General features: G+C 73.2%; 13 protein-coding genes and 1 pseudogene. 10 read left to right on the forward strand and 4 right to left on the reverse strand.

Going from position 1 to position 14,444, the window contains the following annotated elements:
- Positions 1 to 34 precede the first annotated feature (34 nt).
- From G6R25_RS13955 to G6R25_RS13965, 3 genes are read left to right on the forward strand one after another with little or no spacing between them, the layout of a single operon-like run.
- Positions 35 to 2,134 (forward strand): PEP/pyruvate-binding domain-containing protein, encoded by a 2,100-nt coding sequence (locus G6R25_RS13955; protein WP_235948376.1) that lies wholly within the window; start codon positions 35 to 37, stop codon positions 2,132 to 2,134.
- Positions 2,135 to 2,138: 4 nt separating this feature from the next.
- Positions 2,139 to 2,633 carry a hypothetical protein gene (locus G6R25_RS13960; protein WP_163553314.1) on the forward strand — a complete coding sequence of 165 codons (495 nt, stop codon included), beginning with the start codon at positions 2,139 to 2,141 and terminating at the stop codon, positions 2,631 to 2,633.
- On the forward strand, positions 2,630 to 3,013 hold the full coding sequence (locus G6R25_RS13965; RefSeq protein ID WP_163553315.1) for a hypothetical protein: 384 nt from the start codon (positions 2,630 to 2,632) through the stop codon (positions 3,011 to 3,013). The genes G6R25_RS13960 and G6R25_RS13965 overlap by 4 nt, the downstream gene beginning before the upstream one ends.
- A 654-nt stretch (positions 3,014 to 3,667) precedes the next feature.
- On the opposite strand, the gene G6R25_RS13970 is transcribed toward G6R25_RS13965, so the two are convergent.
- Both G6R25_RS13970 and G6R25_RS13975 read right to left on the reverse strand, forming a co-directional pair.
- Positions 3,668 to 4,393, reverse strand: a complete 726-nt coding sequence (locus tag G6R25_RS13970) for a DUF4184 family protein (protein WP_235948378.1) — start codon at positions 4,391 to 4,393, stop codon at positions 3,668 to 3,670.
- A 59-nt stretch (positions 4,394 to 4,452) separates the two neighbouring features.
- Positions 4,453 to 5,103 carry a TetR/AcrR family transcriptional regulator gene (locus G6R25_RS13975; RefSeq protein WP_163553316.1) on the reverse strand — a complete coding sequence of 217 codons (651 nt, stop codon included), beginning with the start codon at positions 5,101 to 5,103 and terminating at the stop codon, positions 4,453 to 4,455.
- A gap of 95 nt (positions 5,104 to 5,198) precedes the next feature.
- Between G6R25_RS13975 and G6R25_RS27120 the strand changes: the two genes are divergently transcribed.
- Together G6R25_RS27120 and G6R25_RS27125 are read left to right on the forward strand one after the other, a co-directional pair.
- Positions 5,199 to 6,005 carry an MFS transporter gene (locus G6R25_RS27120; protein WP_235948381.1) on the forward strand — a complete coding sequence of 269 codons (807 nt, stop codon included), beginning with the start codon at positions 5,199 to 5,201 and terminating at the stop codon, positions 6,003 to 6,005.
- Positions 6,006 to 6,086: 81 nt separating this feature from the next.
- Positions 6,087 to 6,812, forward strand: coding sequence for an MFS transporter (locus G6R25_RS27125; protein ID WP_235948384.1), 726 nt, complete (start codon positions 6,087 to 6,089; stop codon positions 6,810 to 6,812).
- A 4-nt stretch (positions 6,813 to 6,816) separates the two neighbouring features.
- Here G6R25_RS27125 and G6R25_RS13985 read toward each other — a convergent pair whose 3' ends face one another.
- Complete coding sequence (locus tag G6R25_RS13985) at positions 6,817 to 7,539, reverse strand: nitroreductase family protein (RefSeq protein ID WP_163553320.1); 723 nt, start codon at positions 7,537 to 7,539, stop codon at positions 6,817 to 6,819.
- A 180-nt stretch (positions 7,540 to 7,719) separates the two neighbouring features.
- Here G6R25_RS13985 and G6R25_RS31540 point away from each other — a divergent pair, with 180 nt between their 5' ends.
- A complete protein-coding gene (locus tag G6R25_RS31540; protein ID WP_336501461.1) occupies positions 7,720 to 7,965 on the forward strand; it encodes a winged helix-turn-helix transcriptional regulator in 246 nt (81 codons plus the stop codon).
- A gap of 129 nt (positions 7,966 to 8,094) precedes the next feature.
- On the opposite strand, the pseudogene G6R25_RS13995 reads toward G6R25_RS31540, so the two are convergent.
- Positions 8,095 to 9,339 (reverse strand): annotated as a pseudogene (locus G6R25_RS13995) (MFS transporter); the annotation flags it as partial.
- Positions 9,340 to 9,371: 32 nt separating this feature from the next.
- Here G6R25_RS13995 and G6R25_RS14000 point away from each other — a divergent pair.
- From G6R25_RS14000 to G6R25_RS14015, 4 genes are all read left to right on the forward strand, one after another.
- Complete coding sequence (locus G6R25_RS14000; protein WP_163553317.1) at positions 9,372 to 10,316, forward strand: LysR family transcriptional regulator; 945 nt, start codon at positions 9,372 to 9,374, stop codon at positions 10,314 to 10,316.
- Between the two features lie 317 nt (positions 10,317 to 10,633).
- Positions 10,634 to 11,344, forward strand: coding sequence for a zinc-binding dehydrogenase (locus G6R25_RS14005; protein ID WP_163553318.1), 711 nt, complete (start codon positions 10,634 to 10,636; stop codon positions 11,342 to 11,344).
- 155 nt (positions 11,345 to 11,499) lie between these two features.
- Positions 11,500 to 13,557, forward strand: a complete 2,058-nt coding sequence (locus tag G6R25_RS14010; protein ID WP_163553319.1) for a phosphatidylglycerol lysyltransferase domain-containing protein — start codon at positions 11,500 to 11,502, stop codon at positions 13,555 to 13,557.
- A gap of 332 nt (positions 13,558 to 13,889) precedes the next feature.
- Positions 13,890 to 14,444 (forward strand): histidine phosphatase family protein (locus G6R25_RS14015; protein ID WP_205447114.1); only part of this gene is annotated, 555 nt, incomplete at its 3' end.

A 14,444-nucleotide genomic window follows, 5' to 3' on the forward strand; every position in this document is an offset into this window, starting at 1 on the left:
GCACTAAGGGACATGTGAGGTGCGGGGGGGATCGATGCCAAAGGATGACGCGATCGCCCGCGGGCCGCTGGTCGTCCAGTTGGATGAGCCGGCGGCGAGCGACACCGCCCTCGTCGGCGCGAAGGCCGCCAACCTCGCCGTCGCCGCCCGCGCCGGGCTGCCGGTGATCCCCGGCTTCGTCGTCACCACCGCGGCGACCGGTCAGCCCGGTGGGGCCGAGCCGGCCCGCGGCGACGCGATCCACGATCGGTGGCAGGAGCTCAGCGACGATGGGCGCCTGCCGCTGGCGGTGCGCTCCTCGTCCGTGGCGGAGGACTCGGCGTCATCGTCGATGGCCGGCCAGTACCTGTCCGTGCTGCACGTCACCGGCTGGGACGCCTTCGCCGAGGCCGTCGGCAAGGTCGTCGCCTCGGCGGCCGGCGTCGGCCCGGTGGACGCCCCGATCGCCGTGCTGGTCCAGCCGATGGCGCGGGCCCGCGTCGGCGGGGTGATGTTCGGCCTCGACCCGCTGACCGGCAGCCGCTCCCGCATCCTGGTGTCGATGACCGACGGGCTGCCCGAGGCGATCGTCAGCGGCCAGGTCACCGGCACCTCGCTGCTGCTGACCCGACGCGGGCGGTTGAAATCCGTCGACGGGACAGTCCCCGCGGCGGTGCACGCCCGCCAGCGCGGCCAGCTCGCCCGCCTCGCCCGGCGCACCGCGCGGGTCTTCGGCGCCCCGCAGGACATGGAATGGCTCATCGAGCCGGACGGCACGCTGCGGCTGCTGCAGAGCCGGCCGATCACGGCGGCCGTGCCCGTCGCCCACTGCCGGGTCTTCGGCCCCGGTCCGGTGGCCGAGACGTTCCCCGAGCCGCTGGCCCACCTCGAACTGGACCTGTGGGTGCCGCCGTTGGAGGACGGGCTGCGCGAGGCGCTGCGGCTGTCCGGGGCGACGGGCCGAGGCCACCTGCGCCGCCGGTTCGTCATCGACGTCGAGGGCCGGGTCGCCGTCGACCTGGAGGCCCTGGGCGTGATCAAGCCGCGGCGGCGGTGGTGGATGCCGCTGGACCCGCGGCCGGGGATACGCCGGCTGCGCGCGGCCTGGCGGCTCGGCCGGCTGCGCGGCGCCTTCCCCGCGATCGTCGGCGACCTCGTCGAAGAGGTCAACGCCGCCCTGCGCGCGGTCCCGAACCCCGCCACCCTCACCGACCACCAGCTCCACCTGCTGCTCACCAACGCGCGCACGACGCTGCGCGGGGTGCACGCCCACGAGGTGCTCGCCGGGTTCTTCCTCGACGCCCGGGCGACCGCGACGACCGCCGCCGCCGTGGCGCTCGCCGCCGTCTCCCGCGCCCGGGAGGACGGGATGACCGACGCGGAGATCGTCGCGCACCATCCCGAGAGCCTGGCGCTGATCCCGCCCGCCGTCGGGGGCCCGGGTGCCCTGCCGCCGACCCCCGCCTACGTGCGCCTGCCCACCGGCGAAGGCGACGACCCGGTCGCGGTGGCCCGCGAGGCGGTCCGGCTGCGGGCCCGCTGGCTGCATGAGCTGACCGCGCAGGCGGCGATGGAACTCGGCCGGCGCCTGGCCCGCCACGGCCAGCTGCACCATCCCGCCGACGTGCGGCACCTGACGCTCGCCCGGCTGCGGGAGCTGACGATCTCGCACGACCTTGCCGTGTCCGTCCCGGTGCAGGCGGCCGCCGCCCGCGGTGCGGCCCTGCCCGCCGCGTTCCGGCTGTCGGCCGACGGGCGCATCGTCGCGGCACGCCGCGGCGCCGGCGCCACCCAGGGGGTCAGCCCCGGGCGGGCCCACGGCCTGGTCACCCACGACCCGTCCGACGCCGCCGGCCGGGTCCTCGTCGTCGACACCCTCGACCCGGCGCTGGCCGGCGCACTGCCGGAGCTGGCGGGCCTGGTGTCGACGACCGGCAGCCCGCTGAGCCACCTCGCGATCCTCACCCGCGAGTACGGCATCCCCGCCGTGATCGGCGTCGCCGACGCCACGACGACGTTCGCCGACGGCGACGAGGTGATCGTGGACGGCAGCGCCGGCGAGGTGGAACGCGTCGAAGCCGGCGACGCCGACAGCGGCAGCACCAAGGCCGGCAACATCGAGGCCGGCGCCGCGCCTGCCGAGAGCGGAGGTTGAGCGCGTGAGGAGATTCGTCGTTCCTGGGATCGGCGCGATCACGCTGATCGGCTCGGGGGCCTACTTCTTCGTCTACCTGTACCGGTGGGAGTGGAACCGGGCGCTGACCAACGGGGCCATCTTCATCGCCGTCGAGGTCATGCTGGTCGGGGTGACGCTGTGGCAGCGCATCGGCCGGCTCGCCGCCGCCGCGCAGGCGAGCCCCGAGCGGCGCCGGCGCATCGAGGCCCGGCTGCGGGAGGCCCCGCCGCAGCGCACGGCGGTGTTCGACTGGCTGCGCCCCGACGGTTCGTCCGCACCGGTGTTCATCCCGATCCTCATGGGCGCCGGGCTGCTGCTGTCGGGCCTGGCCTGGGTGGTGGAGCGGCTGGCCCGCGTAACCGCCGGCAGCGTCGCCGACCCCGGGGTCGCCGCGACGATGGCGAGGCTCGGCCCGCCGCCGGGTGGCCTGCTCGACGACTCGGCCGATCCGCTGCGCCTGCTGACCAGCCCGCGATGAAGGCGCTGCGCCCGCTGCTCGTGTTCGCCGTCGCCGTCGCCGTCGCCGTCATCTTCGGGGTGCACCTGCTGCAGGAGGCGACCGAATACCACGGCGGCGCCGGCGCCGAGGCGCAGACGACCGTCCTGTTCTCGATCAAGGACAACGATTTCGGCCACGGTGACGCCTTCGCGGCGACGGCCCTGTGGCAGACGTGCATCGCCACGATCGGCTGGACCGGCGAGGACGAGCCGGCTCCGGCGGGCGAGCGGACCTACCGTGCCGTGCTGCGCCCCTCCCTGCCCGACGACACCCGCCGCCGCCTACGCGGCTGCATCGAGGACCTCGTCGTCAACCACGTCAAGGGCAACGTCGTCAGCATGCACTCCGGCGCCGCCTGAGCTCTCCGTGTCTCCCGTACACGGCACGCTGTTCCGCGGAATCTGAATGACCGTGTCAGGCCGTCGTGGTGGTGGGTTGTGACTCGATCGGGATGGTCGCCGCGTTGGCCACGCCGAGGTGCCGCCTCGCGTCGGGTCCGGCCGGCCGGCCGGATCACCGTCCCGGCGACCTCACCGTCCCGGGGACCTCCCGTCGCACGCTTCCTGACGTGTGATCGGATGGGTACAGAAACGCGCCGAGGGTTAGGTACGGTTTTTGGCGCTGAAACCGTACCTAACCCTCGGCACGATCTGGCCGGAATCCGGCCGGAATCCGGGCTGGCGGGCGGACGGTTCCGCGGAACGTGGCGGCGGCTGTCGGGTGCCCGCGGCGGATGCGTGGGAGAGCGCACGCCCGGGTCCTTCTGGTGGGTTCGGTGTCCGATTCGTCACCCCAGAAGGACCCGGGTGCCACCGTTCCCATGCACCCCGCTCCCGTCCCCCGCACCGGCTACCCGACGTAACGACCGACCCGACCCGAACCAGCGCAGAACCACGGCGGCGCGGCAGCGGAACCGGGCACCCGCCCTGCGGCACGCGGCGCTGTTCCGCGGAACACCATGATCGTGCCGGGGTGAGGCCGGGGCCAGGACGGGTGACCCGGTTCAGCGCTCGTCACGCTGATGTCCGCGTTGCCACCTGCCATCCAACGGCCACGAGGAGCAAACCGGCCGACAGCGCCATCACGCCGGTGACGACGCCGCGGAAGACGACGGCATGCAGCCCGTGTGGCACATTCGCGAGACCGAAGGCGGCGCCGACCCCAGCAGCGAGGAACACCGCCGCAGGAAGGACCAGACTCCGACGGATGCCGACGCGGCCGCCGCGGCCTCGTGGCAGCGCCCGCAGGTGGGCGACGATCACCGCCGCGACGACGGCCAGCCCGGCCACGCTCATGCCATACTGGAACCACTTGTAGCCGGGCAGGGCGCCGTGCTGGGCGCTCAACCAGGCCACCTGCCGGACACCCCACCGCTGCTCATGGGTGAAGTCGTCCCAAACCACATGCGTCACGGCTCCGACGCTCGCGGCCACCGGTGCCAGCAGCCACTGGCGTCCCGTGAGCCGAGCTCGGGGAGCCAGCCGCAGCCGGACCGAATCCGGCGCCAGATTGACCACGGCGTCGCGGGTCAGGTTGAACCACATCGCCAACGCGGCCAGTGCCAGCACCGGAACGACGGTCACGACGCCGAGCAGGCTGTGGGTGAGCCGGTACAGCTCCGGCCACTCGAAGAACACCGGCACGTCCGGAGCCATCGACCCGGCCACCATCGCACTCATCGGCAGGCCGAGACGCTGCAGCGGCAGCACCGCCGCAGGATGACTCAACGCGAAAGGCACCCTTTCCTCCCCCGAACCGCCGTGCTGCCCCGAATCATCCTCGCAGCAGGCTCCGTCCTTTACCTGGGCGCCGGCCCGCGGGCAGGGCCGCCGGCAGCGTGCGGACGGCGGGCGGGGACGGCGGGGACGAACAGGGTGATGCGCAGGGCCGGGCCGAGGGTGCGGACTATTTCATCAACGGTCATGGAGGCCAGTGGTTCGACGGCCAGGACGTAGCGGGTGAACACCAGGCCGCCGATCTGGCCGACGAACGTGCCGGCGCGGTGGCGGGCGTCGGCGCAGCCGATCCGGTCGGCCAGCTGATCGATCAGCTCACGGTGCAGGCCACGGCGGATGAGCGCCGCGAGTTCCGGGTCGGCGACCGCCGCGCGGACCGCGGACAGCAGCGGCAAGCCCGTCTCCGGCTGATCCCAGACCGTCACCAGGGTGCGGACCGCCCGCTGAGGCAGGGTCTCCAGGTCGCCTTCGAGCAGCTTGGCCAGGATGTCCGCCGGGTGGACGGAGATTTCCAGGACGGCGGCGAACAGGCCGCGCTTGGATCCGAAGTAGTAGCTGATCAGCGCCGCGTCGACGCCCACGTCCACGGCGAGCGAGCGCATCGTGACGCCGTCGTAGCCCTCGCGGTGGAACCGGTCCCGGGCCACGGCGAGGATCTGGGCCCGCACGTCGGGACTGCCGGGCCGCCGCCCGCGCCGCGGCGAAGAATTCATCACAGTTGAACAACTACGGCCGCCGCCTCCACAGTTCCACCAGCACACCGAGCTGGACGCACCGAGCCGGACCGCACCGAGCTGGAGGAGCCGCCATGACCGCATCGGTAACAGACGCCGCGCCGGGGGACCCGACCGCGCAACCCACCTCCCCCGAGCGGGCGGCAGCGGCGGGGCCGCCCGTGAACCACACCCGGGTGCTCGTCGTCACCTGCGTGGCGCTGGCGACGGTAATCTCGGCGATGTCGTCGCTGAACGTCGCCCTGCCCTCGATCGCCGCCGACACCCACGCCTCGCAGACCCGGCTGTCCTGGATCATCGACGCCTACAGCCTGGTCTTCGCCGCGCTGCTGCTGCCGGCGGGCGCCCTGGGCGACCGGTTCGGGCGGCGCCGCGCCCTGCTGATCGGACTGCTGATCTTCGGGGCCGGCTCGGCGGCGGCGCCGTTCACGAGCAGCGCGACGGCGCTCATCGGGCTGCGCTGCGTCCTCGGGCTCGGCGCGGCGCTGGTGATGCCGGCGACCCTGTCGACGATCACCGGAACGTTCCCGCGGGAACGGCGGGCCGCCGCGGTCGGCGTGTGGGCGGCGGTGGCCGGGGCCAGCGCCGTGGTCGGGGTGCTCACCTCCGGCCTGCTGCTGGAAGCATGGTCGTGGCGCTCGGTGTTCGTGCTCGGCGTCATCCTCGCCGCCGCCGCCGCGCTGGGGACCTGGCGGTTCGTGCCCGACTCCGCCGACCCGCACGGCCCCCGGCTCGACGTCGTCGGCGCCGTGATCTCGGTCGCGGGGCTCGGCGCACTCGTCTACTCGATCATCGAGGCGCCCGAGCACGGCTGGCTCGACGCCGCCACGCTGACCGGGCTCGGCATCGGGGTGGTGCTGCTGGTCGGGTTCGTCGCGTGAGAACTGCACACCCGCGCGCCGCTGCTGGACCCGCGGCTGTTCACCCGGCCGGCGTTCGCGGCGGGCACCGTCTCGATCCTGCTGCAGTTCTTCGCCTTCTTCGGGATGATCTTCGTGATCATGCAGTACCTGCAGCTCGTCCGCGGGGACAGCGCGCTCGTCGCCGCGGTCAGCGTGCTGCCGATGACGGCCGGGCTGATGCCCGCCGCCCGCTTCGCCCCGAAGGTCGCCGCCGCCGTGGGCGCCCGCGCCTGTTGCGTCGCCGGACTGGTCCTGATCACCGCCGGGATGGTGGTGCTGTCCCGGATCGGCCAGGACAGCCCCTACTGGCTGCTGCTCGCCGGGCTGTACCCGCTCGGCCTCGGGATGGGCCTGGCGATGACCCCGGCGACCACCGCCATCACCGACAGCCTGCCGCCGGCGCTGCAGGGCGTCGGTTCCGCCGTCAACGACCTGTCCCGCGAGCTCGGCGGCGCCCTGGGCATCGCCGTCCTCGGCAGCCTGCTCAGCGCCACCTACCGCAACCACCTGGCCCTGCCCGCCGCCGTCCCGTCGGCCCTCGTCGAGAAGGCCCGCTCCTCGCTGGGGGTCGCCGCCCACCTCGGTGAACCGGCCGCCAGCCACGCCCGCACGGCCTTCGTCGACGGCATGCACGTCGCCTTCCTCGGCGGTGCGGTCGCCACCGCCGTGGCCGCGGTCGCCGTGGCCCTCCTGCTGCGCACCGGCCGTCCGGCGCCGGTCACCGAGGCCGAGGCGGCCCATGCGGCCGATGGGGCCGATGGGGCCGCGGCCTTCGACGGGAACTGAAGCTTCACGTCCCGTCGGCGCGCCGATAACGCTGATGGAAGACGTTGTGCTCGACGGGACGCCGGCCGGGGTGGCGGCGTTCCTCCGCGGGATAGCCGAGGGCGATCAGCAGGGCGATGGCGAGGTCGTCGCGGTCGGCGATGCCGATGGTCTCCTTCACGGCGGCCTCGTCCCAGCCGTTCATCGGTGAACTGGCCAGACCCAGCTCGGTGGCGGCGAGCAGCACGTAGGTCGCGGCGATCATCGCATCCTCGCGCAGCAGGCCGCGCCGTTCCAGGCCGTGTTGGAAGTCGTCGGCGGCGGCCGCGAACATGGCGATGAAGTCCTCCGACCAGGCGCCGGCCCGGCGGGCCTGGTCGTAGATGTCGGCCCGGTCTGCGCGCCAGGCCTGCGGTTGCGCGACGAAGACGAGGACGACCGGGGCCTCGGCCGGCTGCGGCTGCCCGCCGGTGGCGCGTAGGAGACCCTCCCGGCCCGCCTCGTCGCTGACGACGACGATCGAGCGGTCCTGCAGGTTCCAGGACGTCGGCGCCTCGATGGCCAGGGCGAGCAGGGCGTCGAGGGTGGCGGCCGGGATCGGGTCGGGCCGGTAGTGCCGGACCGTGCGGCGGGTCCGGATCGCATCCGCGACCGACAGGGTCGGCCGGGTGGAGAGAACGAGACCGACGGCGGGTCCGGGTGGCAGGAGCTGCGTCATGGCACTCACTGTCGGGGAGTGGCTCTCCATTTGGAAGAAGGCACTAAATGGTACGCTACTCTCTCCCGCATGGATGATCGCACCATGGTCGAGTCCTCGGGCCTGCCCGCGGACGCCTTCTGCGCGAAGTGCCCGACCCGCCAGGTCCTCGACCACATCGCCGGCAAGTGGACAGTGCTGATCGTCGACGCGCTGCTGCGCGACGGCACGATGCGGTACACCGAACTCGCCCGCCGCATCGAGGATGTCTCGCAGAAGATGCTCACCCAGACGCTGCGCGCCCTGGAATCCGACGGGTTCGTCACCCGCACGATGCACCCCACCATCCCGCCGCGGGTCGACTACGCCCTGACCCCCCTCGGCCGCAGCCTCGCCGAGCCGATCACCGCCCTGCGCCGCTGGACCGAAACCCACATCAACGACATCGAGCGCGCCCGCGCCGCGGCGGCGGACTGAACCTTCCGCCGCCGCCGGCCTCCGGAGGAACGGTGCGACCAATCCGGGTGTGGGCTGCGCGGTGACGTTGCGTCGCGGAAGCGCCAAGGGCGTGGCCAGCAGGAGCAGACCGGCGGCCGCGATCGCGATCCGTGGGCTGGTGATGCTGGCCAGCAGGCCCCAGAGCGCCGTCAGGGTGGCGATGCTGGCTTTGCTGGTGACCGACCAGGCCGACAGCGTCCGGGCGATTCGCTCGGCATCGGTGTGCTCGAGCCGGTAGGTGGCGAACACGGGGTTGAACACGCCCATGCAGGTGACCAGGCCGAGTTGGACGGCGATGACGAGCACGATCCCGGCCGTTCCGGGGCGGATGAAGGCCAACCCGAATGACCAGCATGCCCGCAGTGCGCCGGCAACGAGCAGGACCCGGTGCGTTCCGTGACGTGCGACGAGGGGCCGGGCCAGTCGAGAGCCGACGAGCCCGCCCATGCAGGGCACACCGAACGCCAGGCCGTACTGCCACGGCTCGAAGCCGAGGTGGCCGAGCATGAGGACGGCGACCAGCGGAGACGTCGCCATGATCAACCCGTTGACCAGAATCGTGTTGACGAACAGTGACCGCAGCGCCGGGTGGCTCAGGATGTACCGCCAGCCCTCGGCGAGGTCGCGAATCCGGGCCCTCGGCATGCCGGCCGACGCGGAGCGTGGCTCGCTCCCACCGATCGCGCGGATCCCCGCTGCCGAGAGCAGGTAACTGAGCGCATCGGCCAGCACGGTCGTCACCGGTCCGAACAGCCCGATCGCGGCCCCGCCGAGCGGCGGCCCGACGACGGTGGCGGTCCAGGTCGTGGATTCAAGCCGGGCGTTCGCGACGAGCAGGTCCTCGCCCCGCAGGAGCGCTTTCACGTAGGCGCCACTGGCAGCCGTGAAGGCGATGTCGGCCGCGGCGACCGTAACCGACACCACGAGGAGCTGGGCGAAGGTGAGCCAGCCGAACGCGAACGCGGCGGGGACGCTCAGCACCGCGACGAACCGGGCCAGGTCCATCGCCACCATCACCGACCGCTTGCGACGGAACTCGACCCACGGTCCGAGCGGCACCGCCACCAGCGCCCCCGCTGCCAGCCCCGCCGCCGCGAGCACCGCAACCTCGGTCGGCCCGGCGTGCAGCACGAGGATCGCGATCAGGGGAAACGCGTCGAACGCCAGCCACGTGCCCAGAGAGCTGACCGCGTACGCGGCCCAGAGCCACCCGAAACGCCATCCCGCAGACCGCCCCGTTTCCACCACCCGGTCCAACCCTTCCCGCCGTATCCGAACAACATCTCGTTGACCAGCAGGATCTAAGCGAGCAGGAGAAGCAGGAAGCAAACAACCGCCACAGCGGCGAGCCACAACGGCGGGTTGTGCGACTAATGTCGGGCGGCGTGGATCTCGATGCTGTGCGAACGTTCGTCTCCGTCGCGGACACCGGTCAGTTCCAGCACACCGCCGCCGAGATGGCGATCACTCAGCAGGCGGTCTCCAAACGCATCGCCAAGCTGGAAGAAGATCTCAGCGTGCGGCTGTTCACCCGCACCGCGCGCGGAGCTCAGCTCACGATCGACGGGCAGGCGTTTCTCCCGCACGCCCGCGAGCTGCTCCAGGCCGAGCAGCGGGCAGCGGATTCCGTGCGGCCCGGCCGACGCGCGCTGCGCGTCGACGTCATCAACCGGCGGACCGCACCGGCAGCCCTGCTCCGCGACTTTCACCGCGGGTATCCCGACCTGCAACTGGACGTCCTGGTTCTCGACGACTCCGGCGTCGACGTCGCCATCGCCGCCGTCCGATCCGGAGCGATCGACGCGGCATTTCGGGCTATCACCATCCCCGCGCGGCGGCTACCCGACGGCATCAAGGCAGTGCGGGTCGTCGACGAGCCCCACCAGCTCCTCACCGGCCCGGCCCACAAGCTCGCCGCGGCTCCCGCCGTCACACCGGCCGACCTGGTCGGGCACAGGATCTGGATACCCGGCATCCTCCCCGGGACCGAGTGGGCCACCTATTACGACGACCTCGCCGCGGAATTCGGGCTCGCCATCGATCCGGTCGGCCCCAACTTCGGCACCGAGCACCTGCTGGACGTGCTCGCCGACTCCGCGACTCTGGCCAGCCTCGTCGGCGAACAGACCCGGCTGCTCTGGCCCACCCATTACGATCTGCGCCGCATCCCGCTGCACGACCCGACACCGGTCTACCCGCATTCCCTGATCTGGCATCGCGACAACTCCCACCCGGCGCTCGCCACGCTCCACCACCACCTCGCTTCGATCCGGTCCAGGCGGCGCGACACCGGGATCTGGACGCCGGCGTGGGCAACCCGACAGGCGTGAAAGAGCTGCGCGCGACCGCAGCCCCTGCGGGACCTCGGCTCCGAACACCGCGGCGCTGCAGCGCAGACCCAACCTTCCGCGGCCGCCGGGCCCTCTGTAGAGATGGAGCCGACAGCGCCATTGATCCTGCCGCAGGGACATGGGGTCTGTTCGGCTCCCGGGTTCTCGCGTCCGGACCGGCGCATGCCGGCACGCCGGGGCCCGACATCGTCCCCGCATGGAGAGGTCTCGCCCATGGCAGCTGCCCACCCCGTCGCCACCCCGCGCCCGCAGGACCGGTCGGCGCGACGGCCCACGGCGGATATGCGGAGCTCGCCGTGCTGCCCGAGGCCGCGGCGCTGCCCCTACCGGAAAGTCTCGACGACCCGACGGCGGTGGCGCTGCTCGGTCAGGGCGCCACCGCGATCGGGGTGGTCGAGGCCGCCGGCCTCGGGCCCGCGGACACAGTGCTGGTGCAGGCCGCCGCCGGCGGGGTGGGCAGCCTGCTCGTGCAGCTCGCCCGCCGTGCCGGCGCCACCGTGATCGCCGCCGCCCGAGGTGACCGCAAACGTGAGCTCGCCCGGCATCACGGTGCACACGTCGTGGTCGACTCCGGGGAGCCGTACTGGCCGCGGCGCGTGGGCGAGACGGTAGACGGCAGCGTCACCGTGGTGCTGGAGGGCACCGGTGGAGCCGTGTCGCAGGCCGCGTTCGACCTGCTGGCACCGGACGTCGGCCGCATGGTGATCTACGGGACGGCCAGCGGGCAGCCGCCGCGCATCGACCCCCTCGCCGTAGCAGCGGGGTGCTTCGGCCGATCATCGGCAGCTCCCTGGCCCTGTCGTAGGCCGCCGAAGCCCACCGAGCCGCCGAACGTCGCACCACCGTCGGAAAGACAGTCCTACTTCCCTGACCGCGGGCGGTGGTCGGGATCGGGGTCGAGATCGGGGTCGGGATTGGGATCGCCCGGCCGGGGAGCGAAGCAGGGTTCGCTCCCCGGCCGGGACGGCCATTCACCCCATGGGCACAGCCACGACCCGCCGCGATGACGACGTTCCGGCGCCGTGACCCAAGAAATGCCGAACCACCCGACCGGCGGGTTCGCGGAGGATGTACCGTACGCCGGTCCCGACGACCGAGAGATCGCGGCCGCCAGGGACCGATCGCCCCTGCCCCCGGTCGCGCCTTTGGAGTGCCTGTCAAGATGACTCGTCGCAAGGATGAGGCGGCGCCACCCGCCACCACCACCATCGCCGGTGGGCGCCTGCCCGTGCCCGCTCTCATCGCGACCCTCACCGCCCTCGTCGGGCTGATCGACGTCATCACCGCGATCAGCCACCGACCGACCGGGTGGACCTGGCTCGGCCGGTTGATCCCCGGGATGGTGACGCAGGCCGCGACCGGAACCAGCGTGGGCGCCGGCCTGCTGCTCATCGGGCTGGCCCATGGGCTGCGCCGGCGCAAGCAGCGGGCCTGGCGGGCGGCGCTGGCCCTGTCCGGTGCGGCCGTGCTGCTGGACCTCGCCCGGGGGCTCGCCGTCGTCCCCGCCGCGATCGACCTCGTCCCGTTCGCCGTCCTGATCGCCACCCGGCGCCGTTTCCCCGCCGCCGGCGATCCACGGACCCGGTGGCGGGCGCTGGGCGCCCTCGCCGCACTGGCCGCCGCGGATCTGACCGTCGGGCTCGCCCTCATCCACTTCCGCCACGGCAGCGGCGGCCTCGGCGCGCACGTCGAGCACGTGCTCGCGGGCCTCGCGGGGATCACCGGACCGGTCCGGTTCGGCCGCGACGGCGACGGCGACCTCGTCGGCGCGGTCCTGCTGGCCCTCGGCGCGCTCACCGTCGGCGTCCCCGGCTACCTGGCGTTACGCCCTGCCACCCCGGTCGCCGCGCTGACGGCGGCCGACGGCACCCGGCTGCGGGCGCTGCTGACCCGCCACGGCGGCCGGGACTCCCTGGGCTATGTGGCCCTGCGGCGCGACCGTAGCGTGCTGTGGTCCCCGTCGGGCAAGGCCGCGATCAGCTACCGGGTCGTCGGCGGGGTGGCGCTCGCCGCCGGCGATCCGATCGGCGACCCGGAGGCCTGGCCGGGGGCGATCCGCCCGTTCCTCGACCTCGCCGCCGCCCACGCCTGGGTGCCCGCGGTCCTCGGCTGCGGCCCCGACGGCGGACGCGCCTACCAGCGGGTAGGCCTGCGGGTACTCGAACTCGGCGACGAGGCGGTCGTGCGGACCGCGGCGTTCAGCCTGGACGGACGGGCGATGCGCGGCGTGCGGCAGGCCGTGGCCCGGGTCGAACGCGCCGGCTACACAGCACGGATCGACCGGGTCGCCGACCTGGACCCCGCCGAACGGGCGGCGCTGGCGGACCGGGCGTCGGCCTGGCGTTCCTGCGGCACCGAACGCGGCTTCTCCATGGCGCTGGGCCGCGTCGGCGCCCCCGAGGACCCCGACAGCGTGGTCGTGCGGGCGTTCGAGGACGGACGCCTACGCGGCCTGCTGACCTTCCTGCCCTGGGGTTCGGACGGCCTGTCCCTGGACGCGATGCGCCGCGACCGGACCGCCGGGAACGGGCTGACCGAGTTCCTGGTCGTGGCCCTGCTTCGCGAAGCCCACCGGCTCGGCGTCACCCGGGTGTCACTCAACTTCGCCGCCTTCCGTGCCACCCTGGCCCGCGGGGAGCGCCTCGGCGCAACGCCCGCGCTGCGGCTGACGCGCCGGCTGTTGCTCACCGCGTCCCGCTGGTTCCAGATCGAGTCGATCTACCGCTTCAACGCCAAGTTCGACCCGGACTGGCAGCCCCGCTACGGCTGCTACCCGACCACCCGTGACCTTCCCCGCGTCATGCTCGCCGCCCTGCGCGCCGAGGCCCTGCTCACCCGCCCCTCGCTACCCCAACCCTCGCTGCCCGGACGCCGGCCGCAGCCACCCCGGACACCATCCGGCCTGGGGAGCGAGCAGCCCGGCCCGGCGTACATCGCATCGGAAGGCGGCCTTCCGGGCACCCGGGCATCGGCGGGCAATGCCCCGGCCGAGCAGCCGCCCGTGACGTCCGAGCGGGTGGCACTCCCGACGCGGACCGGCCGTCGGCGGGAGGGACTTCATCCGGCGGACGGCGGCCATTTCGGTGAGGGGCCGCGCAGCCGGGAGATCCAGCAGGCCGACGACCGCAGCTCCCGCGACAGCACCCCCCACTCCCCGCACAGGGCGGCCCGACCCCGCAGGCGCCGGGCCGCCCCGGACCGCTCCCCGTTCAGCACCTGACCGGAACTCCAGGCCGCCCGATTCATCAGACCTGGCCGCCACCAGTCATCCGCCCACCGGCTCACTACTCGTTTCCCTGTCAGATGGCGGTCAGATCATGCCGAGGCTTAATCACGGTTTCACAGCCCAAAACCGCAGCTAAGCCTCGGCACGATTCCGTACACGACCGATGACCGGACGGTGCCGTCTCCCCACCCGACCGACATCGAGGTCAGCGGCTATGGCGGCTATGTCAGACAACTGACGCTGCAGCGCCTCGCACGCGCTGCGTAGAGACCGGCATTGACGCGCTGGCGCGGCGCTGGTTACCTCGGCCGGTGATGTCGCCATCCATGGCCGCGGGAGTCGTTCGGCTTGCACTGGTCAGCGCGGCGCCGACCCCGGCGCTGCGGGCCGCCCGGTTCCCCGTCGACGAGGACCTCGACGCAGACGGCCTGCGCCGGGCCGCGGCTGCGACGCTGGCCGGAACACTGCCCGCCCGGGCGCGGGTGCTCACCGACGGCTCCGCCCGCGCCCGGCAGACCGTGCGGGCCTTGGGCCTCCACCCCACCGCCGCCGACACCGGTACAGATGCCGAAACGCAGGCCGGCGGGGACACGGCGGACGCGGGCGTCGAGGCCGCGCTGCGGGATCTGGATGCCGGGGCCTGGCGCGGCCGGGGGCTCGACGAGATCCCGCTGGATGAGCTGCGCCAATGGCACGAGGATCCGGCGATGGCTCCGCCGGGTGGCGAGTCCCGCGCGGACCTGCTCGACCGGGTCGGCGGCTGGCTCACCCGGCTCGGCGGCCGGCCGGGAGGCATCATCGCGGTGACCCATCCGGCGGTCGTCCGCGCGGTGCTGCTCCTCGTGCTGCGCTGCCCGCCGGAGGTCTTCTGGCGCATCGAT

Origin of the sequence: Candidatus Frankia alpina (assembly GCF_902806485.1) — a bacterium.
Taxonomy (GTDB): Bacteria; Actinomycetota; Actinomycetes; order Frankiales; family Frankiaceae; genus Frankia; species Frankia alpina.

Bases quoted from the DNA above. Each gene is read 5' to 3' on its own strand.
- G6R25_RS31540 (WP_336501461.1), top strand. From the start codon at position 7,720: ATGCGGTACACCGAACTCGCCCGCCGCATCGAGGATGTCTCGCAGAAG.
- G6R25_RS13955 (WP_235948376.1), top strand. From the start codon at position 35: ATGCCAAAGGATGACGCGATCGCCCGCGGGCCGCTGGTCGTCCAGTTG.
- G6R25_RS27120 (WP_235948381.1), top strand. From the start codon at position 5,199: ATGACCGCATCGGTAACAGACGCCGCGCCGGGGGACCCGACCGCGCAA.
- G6R25_RS13965 (WP_163553315.1), top strand. From the start codon at position 2,630: ATGAAGGCGCTGCGCCCGCTGCTCGTGTTCGCCGTCGCCGTCGCCGTC.
- G6R25_RS14010 (WP_163553319.1), top strand. From the start codon at position 11,500: ATGACTCGTCGCAAGGATGAGGCGGCGCCACCCGCCACCACCACCATC.
- G6R25_RS13975 (WP_163553316.1), bottom strand. From the start codon at position 5,103: ATGAATTCTTCGCCGCGGCGCGGGCGGCGGCCCGGCAGTCCCGACGTG.
- G6R25_RS13985 (WP_163553320.1), bottom strand. From the start codon at position 7,539: ATGGAGAGCCACTCCCCGACAGTGAGTGCCATGACGCAGCTCCTGCCA.